The 15649-nt window shown below is 38.0% G+C and carries 7 protein-coding genes; 6 read left to right on the top strand and 1 reads right to left on the bottom strand.

Going from position 1 to position 15649, the window contains the following annotated elements; all coding sequences use genetic code 11:
- Positions 1-191: 191 nt before the first annotated feature.
- The 6 genes from J7604_RS26940 (at position 192) to J7604_RS26915 (ending at position 3311) form a co-directional block, all read left to right on the top strand.
- Positions 192-380, top strand: coding sequence for a hypothetical protein (locus J7604_RS26940; RefSeq protein WP_293903756.1), 189 nt, complete (start codon positions 192-194; stop codon positions 378-380).
- A gap of 175 nt (positions 381-555) precedes the next feature.
- A complete protein-coding gene (locus J7604_RS26935) occupies positions 556-1212 on the top strand; it encodes a hypothetical protein (protein ID WP_293903753.1) in 657 nt (218 codons plus the stop codon).
- 18 nt (positions 1213-1230) lie between these two features.
- A complete protein-coding gene (locus J7604_RS26930) occupies positions 1231-2061 on the top strand; it encodes a hypothetical protein (RefSeq protein WP_293903750.1) in 831 nt (276 codons plus the stop codon).
- 54 nt (positions 2062-2115) lie between these two features.
- Positions 2116-2259, top strand: a complete 144-nt coding sequence (locus J7604_RS26925; protein ID WP_293903747.1) for a hypothetical protein — start codon at positions 2116-2118, stop codon at positions 2257-2259.
- 201 nt (positions 2260-2460) lie between these two features.
- A complete protein-coding gene (locus J7604_RS26920) occupies positions 2461-2718 on the top strand; it encodes a PAS domain-containing protein (protein ID WP_293903744.1) in 258 nt (85 codons plus the stop codon).
- 200 nt (positions 2719-2918) lie between these two features.
- Positions 2919-3311 (top strand): hypothetical protein, encoded by a 393-nt coding sequence (locus tag J7604_RS26915; RefSeq protein WP_293903742.1) that lies wholly within the window; start codon positions 2919-2921, stop codon positions 3309-3311.
- Positions 3312-3436: 125 nt separating this feature from the next.
- On the opposite strand, the gene J7604_RS26910 is transcribed toward J7604_RS26915, so the two are convergent.
- Positions 3437-15631 (bottom strand): CARDB domain-containing protein, encoded by a 12195-nt coding sequence (locus J7604_RS26910; RefSeq protein ID WP_293903739.1) that lies wholly within the window; start codon positions 15629-15631, stop codon positions 3437-3439.
- Positions 15632-15649 lie beyond the last annotated feature (18 nt).

Raw genomic sequence — 15649 nt, 5'->3', positions numbered from 1 at the left:
TCTGTCTGAACTCAAATATAGGCCAAAAAATAAAACTTTTTCAGATATCATGGTTTATACCATTAACCATACTGACGGCTACTAACTTAAGTCTTTGTATTTAAATATTTATGAAATTGATAATGGTATTATTTGCATTCTAATAACATTATGCAAGGGATAAATGTTTAATAATAAATAGTATTTTTTTTATGAATACATTGGATAATATTAATCAAAGACAAATAGAACTAGAGCGTAAGATCAGACAGTTGCAAGAAAGGCTTTTCCAATTAAAAGTTAAAAGGATGGAGATAGACCGTCTAAAGACCAGATGCTCAGAAAGAAACAAATTTGTAGAGGAAGTATTGGTAAAGCTTAAAACGACTTTGGATAAGTAATAAAAGCATGAAGGTTTTCTTTTTTTCAATTCAAACCTTCATTCTTTTTGTAAAGTTATTTAATTATAATTCAGCATTTCTTATTTTTAATTCAATAATCTTTTCAGATTTTTATACGAGTATTTGAACTGAAATTTTTTGATAATTTATAACTTAACTTCTTTTTACAACTAACATGAAAGAAAATTTAAAACTCTTTGCTTCAATCGCAGGTAAGTCTTTTTTTAGCTGGATAAAGGTCGTTCTTATTGGCGTAACTTTGTCTATTGTTGGAATCATTACCGCTTTGATTATTAGAGGTACATCTTCAGGGCAGGACAATATTTCAGGTGATACTTATCTGGCTGCTGCGCCATCAGGCGATTTATGGAGCTACTTATTGCTTGTTGTTTCAATAGGTCTTGTTGTTATTTACATTATGCTTGCCAATAAACATGCTTTACAAACATCCATATACCTTATCTGGGAAAATAAACTGGCAGATTTTGTAGATCCTTTGGTTGAAAAGGGTTTTAAGAAAATTTCATCAAAACAGCCCGACTGGCTTAAAAATGGCATTGACGGAGTAACAGTTAAGGCTCGACTACTGGATGAGATTAGAAAAGATGATAATGCAAATAAGATTCAGAAAAAGGTGCTGGATTATGGATTTAAAAAGTTAAGTCTCGATGGTATAGATTTCCAGGGTTCTGATTTTAGTATCCAGACTACTATTTCTGAAAAAATCAAAGCTCAGATAAGCGCAATAGCTAATCCTTCTCTTAAAATGTTCTGGATTCTTTCATTGGTGCATGTTCTTATTCTTAGTCTTGCAGTTTATTTTGATAAGTAATAATCTCCGTTTTTCGGAATGAATAAAGTTAAACTTCTTTTCAGAATATTTATTTTCTGTATACTTACGGTTATCACTCAGATTGGAGGGTTAGTATATTTACTAACCCTTTATATTTTTAGATTTCTAAATGATAAGGTTGAAAATAAAGTAGTCTTAGCAGTATTAAAATTGACTTCATTTATTGTTCTATATCTGATTGCTACTTTTATTATTGTTCCTCCTGTTGCATCTTTATTTGGCAGAGTTCCTTTGCCAATGTTTTCTTCAAATCACTTGAAGCCGTTGAATAGAATTACTTGCTTGCTCAATCGCAATTATGTGAAGCCGGACCTCAAAAGCGCTGTCTTGAATGCATCTGTTAAAATGAATAAAAAATATCCTGGAACAGAAGTGAGTTATTTGGATGCTTGTTTTCCTTTTATAAATAAATTCCCATTGATACCACATCTGAGTCATAATGATGGAAAGAAGCTAGATCTCGCTTTTTTTTATATTGACAAAAGCTCAGGACAAGAAGGGGATGAAAGTCCTTCTTTTATTGGATATGGTATTTGCGAAGAACCACGCAGTGGAGAAGTGAATACAGCTGAGTTTTGCAATGATAAAGGTTATCTCCAATACAGTTTTTTAAAATACATTATTCCTCAAAATAAAAAGTCGGATTTTAAATTTGATGCTGAAAGAACTAGGATCTTAGTTGAGCTTTTAGCTAATGAAGAAGCGGTCAGTAAAATTTTCATTGAACCTCATCTGAAGCAGAGGCTGAGTCTTCAGTCAGGAAAAATCAGGTTTCATGGCTGTCAGGCTGTGAGACATGATGATCATATTCATTTTCAGATAAAGTAAAAGATCAACAGCTTTAATCTTTAGCAGATTTTTTGTAATATTTTTTAATACAAATTGTATTCCCTAGAGCTTATAAGTAACAAAACTGCAGAATCCAGGACTTTGCTAAGCGAATCCCAGATTCAGGCGGCAAATCTGAAAGTCCAGGAAGAAGAGCTTAGGCAAAGCATGGAAAAACTTGCAAGTTCTCAGGAATAAATGAGGAAGAGTATGATCCAGCTGGAAGCAATGAAAGTGGTACTTCAGGTATGAGAGAATGTTTTTGGATTAACTACTATTATGTCTGAATCAGATCAATATGGAAACATTCTGATTGCAAATGTCAAGCTTTGCGACGTGTCAAAATATTCTAAAGAGGAAACTGATAGGTAAGCCACATAATTTTTCAGACATTCGGATATGCCTAGGGAGTTGTTTAAATTATTTTGGGAAGTAATAAAAGCCGGAAAAGTATTCAGAGGAATCATTAAAAACAAAGCAAAAGATGGAAGTCATTATTGGGTAGATGTGACTATCGTGCCAGTAGTTGATACTAATGGTGTTATTGTTAAATATATAGGTGCCAGATATCATATTTCAAGTGATAAGATTGCGGAGGAATTGTATAATAATCAGGCGAGGTTGTTAGGGTTGGCATTGATAAAATCAAATTCCTGATTTTGTGGGGATTGTTAATTAGTGAGTTTAGAAAAATGATATAAATCATTTTTCTAAACTTATTATGTCATTTTTATGGTGGAATATGTCCATTAATTTAGCTCCCGGACGCATTCAGTTTCTCTTCAGACTATGGCGTTAAATTATATTTTTAAATTAAATGAATTTAAATGAATTTAAATGAATTTAAATGAATTTAAATGATGCTGATTAAATATAAAGGAAATTCGAGTACCATGCTTCGTGATCTTGCATTAAGATTTTCTATTTCAATAGATATGAAATTATCAGAAGATATTCTGAAAATCTTTTTTCAGGAGATGATGAAGGATTTGTCTTCAGAAGAACAAGTTTTCCTTATTTCAGGCTTACCGTCTTTTCTTAAGCCCTTGTGTCATAAAACAAGAGAAGGTTTAATATCTGATGCATCTTTGATTTTCTATCGGGCTCATCAGAAAAAGGTTACAGAGGCTATTCTTTATGTGTTTGAAGGATATTTAAATAAGGAGGTATATGTTGTGATCAGGGGTAAGTTTCATGAAGTGATAACTATTCATTCCATTCAGAAGGGGGTTAAATCAATTGCAGCTTGAGGGAGGACAAATTATATTTTTTTGTTGATTGATTTTGATACACTGAATTTCATTTATTAATAATAGGAATTAAAAAAGGCTGTCCCTATACAAGACAGCCTTTTAATTTATTATGTGGTGGTTCTTTATTCCTTTATAAAGGTTTTTATAAACTGGTCATCACCATCTGTGATCTTAAGGAAATAGGTTCCAGATGTCATGCCAGTCACATTAAAGTCTGACTGGAAGTTACCAGATGTTCCGTCGATCTCTCTCTGCATCAGCAATACACCGAGCGTATTGTAGATTGATACCAGCACCTTCTGATTTGCTCCGATTGAGTTATACTCTAATGTGAAACTATTGTATACAACGTTCGGATATAATTTCATATAGATACTTTCCGAAAGTGATGGATGAATCGCAACAGGGTCTGCAATGGTTTTAACTACATTGCTATATTCTGAATGGACTCCATTATAATTCACAGCTTTTACTTTGTAGAAGTAAACGCCATCAGGAGTAAGGTTTTTGTCATTGTAGGTTGTACTGTTCGCAGGTAACGTAGCTATTACTTCAAAGTCAGTCCCGTTCTCTGAACGCTCAATAACATAGCCTGTTTCAGTGGTAGAGTTATCCAGCCAGCTGAGATTGATCTGGGTTTCTGTTACTGCCTTTCCGGTTAAGTTTGTTGGCGCTTCCAGTGAAGTAATTACAGATATCACCTGTGTTGCTGTACCGGAGCACGCATCACCAATCTTGTATGTATATGTGATGTTAAATGAACCAGTACCAGTGATCGCAGGATTAAACGTTCCATTAATTATTCCCATTCCTGAATAGGTGCCACCTGCAGGTCTTCCACCTGTGAGTGCAAATGCAGGTGCCTTAACATTAATAGGAGCTATCGCTTCAAGAGTAACATCAGGAGATTCTGTAACTGTTACATTCTTGCTTACCACTGTCAGACAGTTATCCGTATTGACACTATATTTAATTAGATGCGTACCTGTTCCTGCCAATGATGGATTGAATAGTCCATCTACTCTTACTCCATTGCCTGACCATACTCCTCCCTGAGGACTGTAGCCACTGAGGCTATATGGAGCTGCACTTTTACAAACTGTTTCATCAGAACCTGCATTGGCAATATTTACTTTTCCTATAGCAAATACCTTATCGCTTGAATCTGTTTTTGATGAAGCATTACTATCAGTAACTTTGATAAGATAGTTGTCCGAAGAAATGATTGTTTCAGGTAAAATCCAAGTATATGCTCCAGAGGGGCTCTGACCTTCAGCTATTGTAGTATAAGTTTTACCACTATCAGCAGAATAGGAGAGGTCAACAGGATTGGTTCCTGAACTTAACCATGATATGTTAACATTGGATCCAGAGCAGAAGCTTTCGCCTCCATTAGGTGAAAGCATCGATATTGCATCGTCACCGCCTTTAACATGTGTGCAAGCTTCTGCAATTGTTTTTATTCGTTCTGAATTACCAGTATTGTCTCTTGCAATAGAGAAGAAACAATAGTTAGATCCGGCGATTCCTTTGAACAGATATGGCTTGTCTGCAGAATACTTTTGTACAAGTACTTTATATGGCGCTCCGTTTTCAGACACGAACAGATCGTAATTTCCAGGCCCGCTGCCTTTCAAGTCATCTTCAACATTTACTGTGATCATAGTTGTAGAATCTATCTGAACAGGTACAATATTTACCGAAGAGACAGGAGCTTTAGCATCCAGCGTATTCCTTGCCTGATTGGTAATGATAGGCTCATTAGTATCGAATACAATTGAAGCTCTCGCTCTCACAGTATCTCCAGTCTGGACGTTTTCTTTCGGACGGATTGAAAAAGTAACATAACCTTCTCCGCTTCCAATAAGATCATTGATAGGAAGGTACCCTTTCAAAGGATTTGAAGGAGGTAAACCAGTTGTTGGATCTATCGTCTGGAATGTCCAGAACAATTCATTTTTGATTACATCTACTCCTGCTGTGGCCTCTACATCATAGCCCAGAGAATCCGGAAGGTCAAGTGTGGTGAAATAGCTCGACTGATTTGCCGGAACTTCAAAGTTGAATTTACCGAAGCCAAATTTTCCAACTCTGAAACTTAGTGGATTCAGATGATCATCTAAAGGAACTGTAATAGATACTCTCTGAGCTGCAGTCGTTGCTGCTGCAGAGTCGTTTTCATATGTTACCTTATAAGACATTGGTAGAGATGAAGCAACCATTCTATCAGGTCCATAACCAACAGGTCCGATAATCTCATTTGGATCGCATGAGCTGAGGATATTAGTACAGAAGAATTCTTTTCCGATACAAGTAGCAACGTTTATAAAGAACTCAACACCACTGGATGAATTCACACAGTTGATACCATCGATGATCATCTGACCACGTCTCTTTACTTCCTCATTGGTTTCAGAACACAATGTCACTGCAACTGTAAATTTAATTGCATTTGCTGCTATACTCGCTGAAATGATGGGATTAAAACCTTTAGCTTCTTTTGCTGAAAGTGCTCCGTTAATACCATCGGCAACTCCTCCTACTACTGCATTTGCATAACAGTTGTCTATTGGGAATCCTGTAGACCCTGCTGCTATTACAGCTGAATAAGGATCGCTGGACTTAGTCGCTACTTTTACAAATTGATTGGTTATATCAAATCCTTTCTTGCATTGTTCATTTGAAGTTTCGCTATCATTGCAAGGTTGCTTCGGAGGAGGAGGTAATTCCTGCTCGCTCGGTGTCCTTGGTCTTGGAGGGACATAATATTTACTTGTTCTATAAGAACCAGGTCCTTTAGTTCTGCTTCCTGGTCTTTTTCTTGGAGGAGTTCCAGGAGGTGTACCAGGAGGAGTTGTCTCGGGGCCAGGATTAATTGTTCCCGTAGGGCCATTACCACCTTCAGGTCCGGTTCCACCAGGACCTGTACCACCAGGTCCGCCTTCTCCACCTTCTCCGCCACTTGTTGCACCGCCGTCACCAGGCCCACCAGGTCCACCAGGTCCACCTGTTCCACCAGGTCCTGTTGTGCTTGATCCGCCAGGTCCACCCTGACCACCGCTTCCACCGCCAGGTCCACCCCAGCCGCCTTGTCCACCAGGTCCTGCTGGTGTAGTACTGTTTCCAGGTCCACCTTGTCCACCAGGACTACCTGGTTGTCCATATCCACCCGGAGCACCAGGGATACCAGCTTCTCCAGGTTTAGGTATTCTTGGGGTGTACACAAGTAGTAATGTATCTGTACCCTGAAGTTTTAAAGAGAACTTTCCTCCATAAGTATAGTTATGGGCAACAAATCTTGAAGTGTCAATTGAAATTTTTGAAGTTTCAAAAGCTTTGATTCCGCCTGCTGCTACTGCGATTGGCCAGCTCTTGGTTACTGAAGGCCACCAGCCGGAAAGATATCCAGGGTAGTTGTCTTCATCAAGAGATGAAATTCTGATAACAAAAGGATTGGCTGATGTTGCTGTAATATTGATACTTCCCTGAACTTTAATCAGATCAAAGCCAGGATCAGCCCCTGCTGTGCCATTGTATTTGTTGATTTCCCACAAGTAATCCTCTCCCGGACCGAAGACTGCTGACGGAAGATTTGCAGTGCCAGGGCTTGCTCCTGGATCAAAGTTGAAAGTAACTCCAGCAGTATCATTGTCTTTCGGATATGCGGCATTTAAACCTTCTGCGTCCAGACAGCTATGACATGCAAAATCAAAATCTATTGTATCAGCTTCAGTTAATAGTCCGTTTTTGAAGGAAGGAGTTAACATCAGATCAACAAAAGCTTTTCTGTTACCAGCAGTTTCTACCAATCCTTCTACGATGTCAGCTCTTAATAATGCTGGGTCTGAAAGAATTCCAAGTCGCATAAGTTCAATATCTTGATTTAATCTATTCATCAGATGTTGTTGATCATATGCATAAAGCCTCACTGATAGAGGGAAATTGCTATAGTTAAATTCTCTTATTCCCAGATTTACAGCAAGTGTAATTTGATTGCCAGGAGCAAGGTCTCTTGAAATAAATGGGATGAGTTTAATTCCACCAATTTCTGTAAAGTCAGTGTTAGGAAGATCAATATCAAGAGGATAATCAATGCCTGTAATAATTTTACCTTCAAGTTTCTGAACTTCTACTACTTCTGTTTTTTGTAAAACAGTAAGGTCTCCATGAAGCACTGGAATATCTATGTTTGAGGTATTCCTGAATGTGAAAGTATAGAATCCGCTTTTTCCTCTTCTTAAAATACTTGGAGCTTGAGGAATGTAATCAATAGAATAAGCTCTTGCAGCTTCAACTACCACTCCTTTAACAAGAACCTGTTCTTTGTTATCCGGATTGATAGCAACTACATCATAGATACCTTTTGGTGTAGATGTCAGATCCCAACGCAAGTTTAGTTCCATACTGCTAATCATTTTAGTTATCTTAGCAGAGGCCACTGTTGCATTTCCGTTTTTCAACACTACTTTCACTCCATTTCTGAAGCCTGCACCATTCAATACTCCGCTTACAATTCCTTGTCCCATTTCATTAGGTGTAATGCTCAAAATTGAGAATGGAAGAGCTTTGGCAAGGAGTTTTAATTTTTGACTTCCATTGTAACCTACTGAAGATTTTATCAGGATATAATAGTTACCTGCTTTTGTCTGTGGCACCAGTACTTTCTGATTTGGCCTGTTTGCTTCAGTGTATTTGAAATCAAAATCAGTACTTGAAGGTACACGGTTGTAAGCTATGTATACCTCATTTAATCCGTATGACTGATCACTTGTAAGCGTGAATATCAGGTCAAGGTCAGCATCCACACTGATCTGATAGTACAATCTGTCTTTGGGTGTAAGAACAGTATTTTCTATAACATCAAGATATAATGATCGTGCTTTTACTGTAAGCGTATTGCTGCTGGTTCCGATATTATTGTTGGTATTTATCTCATTGACAGCATTTGAGCTGTTGGTCTGAAGTAATCCATTGTAAACATCTGGAGTGATTCCTATTAAAGGAGCAGAAAATGTTCCTCTTATAGAATCACCAGGTAAAAGATTGATGGATTTGTAATCATAATTTACCAAAACATCCTTATTGGTTTGCAGGATAAGATCTTTGGATAGGAACGCATTATTACGCAAGTTTCCTATTGCAGGCACAGTCCCTATGTTTCTGACAGAATATGATGCCTGTATAGTATCACCAAGATATGCAGAAGGAGTAAGGTTCAATCTCTTAACTACGAGATCTGCCGGTGCTGCAGTAACAACTTTAATTGGTAGTCCTAGAGACAGGTTGTTGTCATCCTGCGCATCTTCAAATACCATATTCTGGTTGTCGGCTTTGTAGAAAATAAAGTAGTTACCATTCAGATAGTCAGGAAGTGTAACTTCAATACTATCAGTATAACTTTCATTTTTCTTCAAAAGAAGATTATATCCTGATTTTCCTACCTGAACAACTCCTGATTGAGATGCAAATGCAGGATCTAGTGCCACATAAACTGCGTCAGTCCAGAATTTGAAATCATTGTATATCGATTGAGCATCAGTGCCTCCTTGATTTTTAACTGTATATTTAACAGTTATTGTCTGGCCTGCATATGCCTCAGAAGGAGCATTCCATGAGGTTACCACAAGGTCAGCAGCAGGATTTGGAGTTAGGGTGATCGTTTTGAATGCAATATTATTCTTTTCAGTACCTTCATTTATTACAGCTCTGGTCGCATCGGTAACAATGAAGAGGTAGTATTTTCCTGAAAGACCTTTAGGTAGATCGACTTCAGTAGAAGCATTATAGCTTTCTCTTGGGGAAAGTGGACTATTTCTGAAGTTATTTATAACTAAAGACTTGTCATTACCATCCAATATCGTATCTGCTGATATATATAAACCATCTGACCATGAATTGACTTTGGTGACATCAGTGCCGATATTGCTTATCTTCCATTCAATTTTGGCTTTGCTTCCTGAATGTCCAGCAAGAGGCACTGTTAGAGAAGATACAGATAAATCAGATTCCAAAGGAGCATATTTAATATATACACTCTTTGAAATACCTTTTAAATTGTTGGCTTCACTTCCATTTTCAAATATAATATCATTAGGATCTAAATAAACAAAGAACCAGGCATTACCAATACTTTCCGGAGCATTAAGTTTCATTTCCAGATTTTTTGTCTGGCCTGCTTCGAAGGTACTTGTCATAATATTGCTTCTCAAAACATACACAGGATTCCATGTAGATGTCGTGGAATAATAAATATGATCGAAGTAATTTGTTGTTATTCTTCCGGTTCCTATGTTCTTAACCTGATATTTTATCGTGAATTCTCTTCCCGCATAGATAGTATCAGGAACCTCAACAGACAATACTGAAAGGTCAGGATAAGATCCTGCAGAAATATTAATAGTTCCTGAACTTTTTGCAATATTATTCGCAGTATAAGTATGTTCAAAAACTTTGAATTCTTCGTTCGTCACAACATATACATAATAATTTCCTGCAATACCTTCTGGAATTTTTAATTCCTTAGTATTTGTATAACTGGAATCTCTAAGGAATGCTGGGCTATTCGTTTTATAGAATTTACCAACACTGATTGAAGAATCTTTGTTAAACATACTTTTCTTTGAAATATAAATATTGTCGTACCAGACAGTTTCTGATTTATGAGGTCCGTTCGCTCCTATATTTTTTACCGTATAGGAGAAAGTTGCTTCCTGACCAGAAACTGCTGTAGCTGGAGCTACAACTTGTGTAACAGAAAAGTCAGGGGGAGGAGTGAGGTTAATTGTAATCTGCTCACTTGCCTTAATGTTATTCCCATAGCGAGAAGCTTCATCAACACCTTCTTTGTCTGCAGCAACCACAATGATGTAGTATTTGCCTACATATTTGGGAGGAAGATTCACTTCACTTGTCATGGTATATGAACTGTCTATTACAAGTGGTATTCCTGCATAATTCATACAAATGTCCCTTTGTGTTTTACTTTTCAGGGCAACAAATGAATAGCCTACGTACACGTCTGTTTCAGGAGAATATGAATTATCTTCTGATAAATAGATCATATCGTTCCAGTATTGATCATAACAGCTTGGTACTGATCCACCTCTGTAAGAACCTCCGCTGCTAACTCCTGTGGTAAAAGGAATCACACCGCTTGGATAGGATTTCTTTCCAACCGCATTCGCCTGACCAATATTTTTAACCTGATAAGTTACATTGATTTTACTTCCGTTAAATACTGAAGTTGGTACACCTACAGAAGTAACAGCAAGGTCTGCAGCAGGGGATGGGTTTACAGTTATTACTTTATATATATAATTGTTTTGTTCGTTGCTTTCAAGTACATGGTCTCCTCCGCTGATTCTGTCTGTTGAACATTTGTCTCCAGTAAGGGTTCCAGTACATGTTGCATGTTTATTATCTGTAATGATAAACAGATAATATGTTCCAGGTACTGAAGGGAGCACCACTTCCTCACGCTGTGTATATGATTTTCCTGGCTGCAGATAACTTACATTGTTAAATGTACCCAATAACTGATCATCAGCAGCTCTCAAGTCAAGGTCTGTTGAAAGGTATACTTTATCTTCCCACTCAGCACTTCCGGTAGAAGTAAGGCCAGTGTTTTTAACTTCCCATGTTAGTGCTATCGGTGTTCCTCCGTTTGCAGAAGTTGGAATTGTTGAACCTATTATCTGAAGGTCAGGAAGTGGAATGGTCTTGAATCTTTGTACTGGACTTGAAGTAGATCTACAGTTATTTTTTGCTACAACCTGCCACTTGTAAAACAGATTATTTGCTAAATCTGTTTTAGCGGCATAAGCTGTTCCATTAATATTGGATGCATAAGCAAATGCTGGTCTTGCAGCTACTGAATCCGGCCAAATATATAGGTCATATGAAGTAGCTCCAAAAGAAGTTGACCAGGTGAGATTTACAGGCACTGATGCGTTGATGGCTCCATCAGCTGGTTTCATTTCTGTTACTACTGCTGGTGTAACAGGATTTTTCACTGATACACTTATTGTTCTTGATGCTCCTCTTTCGCCGCAGGCTGCAACTGGTGTTACAGTTACATTGAATGTTCCTGTTGTTGTCCAGTTTACCTTCACTGAAGCTCCTGTTCCAGTGACTGAGCCACCGCCAGAAACTTGCCATTCAAAATTAATACCGAACTGACCTGGGACAGAGTAAGTCCATTCACCAGGACAGACATCCGTAAGACCAGTTATTGCAGAAGGCTGGTCAGGTACAGGACATAAAAGTTTAAAGGTTTGAACAGAACTTTCTGTTTGTTTACAGGTATTTCGCGATATTACTTGCCAGTTGTATACAATGCCCTTTGAAAGTTCTTCTGTTACTCTGTATGTAACGGCCGCTAAAGCATTTTTGAAAGGAGCGCCAGGTTTTGATTCGTTTTTCGGCCATAAAAAAAGGTCATATGATGTAGCGTCCTTAGCAGTTGACCATGAAAGGTCTAATGGAAGAGTCAGATTTTCGCTGCCATTAGAAGGTGTCATTCCGGAAACAGCAGCAGGAACAGGTGTATTGATTACTGTTACCTGTAATGTACGCGCAGTTCCTGTCTTGCCACACTTTACTGAAGGAGTGACAGTTAGCGTATATGTTCCGGGAGTATTCCAAGTTACATCTACTGATGTACCAGATCCGGAAATTACTCCGTCACCTGTAACTGACCAGGTGTAATCTATTCCTTGAGCTCCTTGAATGCTATATGATTTTTTAACGGGACAAGTCTGCGTTTCTCCTGATATAGCTGGCGGCTGTTGAGGTGTAATACAATTAAGTGTAAATGTCTGTACAGCACTTTCTTTGGATTTACAGCTATTGTTTGCTACAACTTGCCATTTGTATGGTTTGCCAAATTCAAGTCCTGAACTTAAAATATAGCTTGTTGATGTGATTCCATTATATAAAGGGCTTGTCGGCCTGGAGGTACCATCTTTCCAAATGTATAAGTCATAATTGTCTGCATTTTGACTTGCAGACCAGGAAAGGTTTAATGGCAAAGCAAGATCTGTAGCAGCATCTGCAGGAACCATATTGGTGGCAGCAGTTGGAACTGGTTTATCAGCAACAGTTACAGTTAACGTCTTTGCAGTACCGGTCTTTCCACATGCCACAGACGGTGTTACTGTGATGATGAATGTTCCGGTTGAAGTCCAGTTTATGGTTGCAAAGCTGCCGATGCCGGTTACAGTGCCTCCTCCGGAAACAGTCCAGTTGTAATCAACACCTGGTTGTAGCTCGACATAGTAGGATTGTTCTCCCGGACATACTGAGGTAGAGCCATTTATAGCTGCCGGCTGAGAAGGTGTTACACAGTTCAATGTAAATGTTTTCACAGCACTTTCCTTCGCTTCGCATAATGATTTTGCAACAATTTTCCATTTGTAGGGAACTCCATAATCAATGCCAAATGTAACTTTGTAGGCAGTATCTGTAATATTGCTTGCATAAGGATAAGTTAATGCAAAATCAGTTGTGCCATAGTAAAGGTCGTATTTAGTTGCATTAGTAGTTTTATTCCAGGTGAAAATCACTGGTAATGTCAGGTTATTGGCATCGTTAGCAGGATGAACTGTGGTAACTGTTCCCAATGCAGGTAATGAAACTATAGCTATATTCCTAGAAATGGTATCGCTGTTCTTTCCACAATTACCGCTGACATATAATGAAACTGTTTGATTTCCTAGAGTAGCCCACTTCACAGTTATAGTTCTACCTTCATTTTTTGTGATAGTACCGCCTGAAGAAACCATCCAATGATAAGTTGCACCATCAAGGTTTGATGTTGTATAGATCTGTTCTCCGAGGCAAGAACTTTCTTCTCCCTGTATTGCATATGGTCTTGATGGATTTACGCAAAATGTTCTTATAACAGGATCTGCAGCTTTGTATGTTGCGTTTCCATTTTGGGAAGCCTGGATAGTAACGGTTCCGATACCAGTAAAGGATACTTCATTTCCATTATAAAGCTGCGCTGGCCCTGAGATTGTGTATGTTACCGGCAGCCCTGAACTTGAGCTTGCATTCAATGTAAAATAATCGTCAAAGTCTCTGTCTGGAAGAGTATTGAATGTAATGGTTTGGGCAGTTTGTCCGGAGGATAAAACACCATTAGGTGACAGCTGAACAATGACAGCTTTAGTACTATAATCATTTCCCTGACTATAACCACCTGCATTAGATTGAACCGGCAAAGATTCACTGTTAGAGAAACCAGCAGCTATGACATTACCATTTCCATCAGAAGTAATGGCTGTTATTTGGTCATCATAGCTACCTCCATAATAAGTAGCCCATTGTCTTGCACCAGAACTGTTAAGTTTTAGAATAAAACCATCGTCATCATCTTGAGTAGATCCTTGTGTTTGATTATATCCTCCTGTAATAGATAGTGTTGGTAAATTTCCTAAAGAAGAATAACCACCTAAAAGTATATTACTTGATTTATCAGATGCGATAGCTGTTCCATAGTCATTGCCTGTTCCACCATAATAAGTGGCCCATGAACGAACACCTGCGTTTGAAAACTTTACAATAAATGCATCGCTTTCACCACCGGCATTAGTAGCCTGATTATAAGCTCCGGAAAGATTCTGAAGAGGGAAGTCTGTACTTGCAGTTCCACCTGTAATTAATACGTTATTACCTGCGTCAATTGCTATTCCACCGGCACTTTCTGTTCCGTTTCCACCATAGCATGTTGCCCAAACTAAAGATGCACTGCTGTTAAATTTCATCAGGAAGGCATCATAATAATTTGTAGCAGAAAAATTTAAACTCTGGTTGTATGCTCCGGATAAGCTTTTCCCTGTGAAACCATAAGATGTAATTCCTGTGATCCAGAAGTTGTTGCTCGCATCTACAACAATTCCGCTCGGATTAATAGAATAACCACCATAGTAACTTGCCCAAATACGTGCTCCGTTTGCATCAAACTTTGCGAAATAGCTATCACCTGTTCCAAAAGAAGTAGAAACATTAAGAGCTCCTGTTAAGGATTTTATAGGTAAGTTTGTGCTTTGTGTAGTTCCTGTAACGATGATATTCCCTGATCCATCAATGGCAACATCAGCACCTTCATCATCTTCTGAACCGCCAAAGTAGGTGCTCCATTGAAGAGCGCCGCCTGTATTGAATTTTGCAATAAAAGCTTCTTTAATATAGTCATCATTAAATGACTGTTGGTAGCCACCAGTCAATGTTTTTACAGGAAAGTCATTACTGGTTGTATAACCTGTAATTGCTATGTTTCCGTTTGCATCTACTCCGATACCTTTCAGCGCATCATCATCATTGCCTCCAAAATAAGTGGCCCACTGGCGAACTCCATTGTTATTGAATTTAACTATAAAGGCATCCTGATATCCGGCAAATGCAGATTGATTGTATCCTCCCGATATATCTTGTGTTGGGAAATCATCACTATAAGTGTTTCCTGCCATATATATATTGCCTGCTATGTCTGTGGCGATATCTTTGGCCTCATCAGAACCGGTCCCTCCATAGTAAGTGGCAAAAGGATCTATTACAAGATCCTTATTTTTGTTGAAACGGGATATGTTAAATCCAACCGTTTTATTATTTATTAACTTAAAATCAGAACCTACTTCAATCTTTTGATCATTGACTGTCTGATAAGTATATGGTTTATGCTCTTCAATCTTTCCTAACTTATGATTGATCAAAAGCTGCCCATTATTACTTAATGCAGTTCCTTCTGCACCCTCATATTCCATTGCTATTATAGAAGGGTCTCCTCCAGGATGAACTATAAAGTCATACTTGATTCCCTGGCCATTTGCATAAAATACGAGATCAATATTAGGATAAATCTTTTTGTAGATAATTCTTTTATAGCCAGGTACATTTATAATGCCTTGAAGGCAATGTTTATAATAGAAGTTGAAATGGCATTCAGCTTTCTCCTCAGAGAGAATTTCAGGAGTTTTATTTCCACCTTTTAAATGAAGGACTACTGTTTGTTCTTCAAAAGTTAACTTCGTACCTGTTGCTCGGCCATTTGATTTTCCTGTGGCTTCAGAATATTCTTCCTTCTCTTTTTTGAATGAATATACAATTCGATCCTGAAGAAAATAGACTTGAGCGCCCTTGGCAGACATATAATACCTTATGTCTTTCATAGCTTTTCCGTCATGGCTAGCCAGCTGTCCTCTGTTTTCAATGAAAAGAGGAGAAGCATCTTTTTGAATTGTACTTAAATCTCTTGCCTGTATCGGAATAAATGCAGCAAGGAAAAAGTAGCACAATAGATGTAAAAAACGATTCATAGTGATTTAGTAAAATTT

It is taken from the genome of Sporocytophaga sp., from assembly GCF_017745095.1.
Lineage (GTDB): Bacteria > Bacteroidota > Bacteroidia > Cytophagales > Cytophagaceae > Sporocytophaga.
This window is presented reverse-complemented; position numbering and strand designations above follow the sequence as displayed.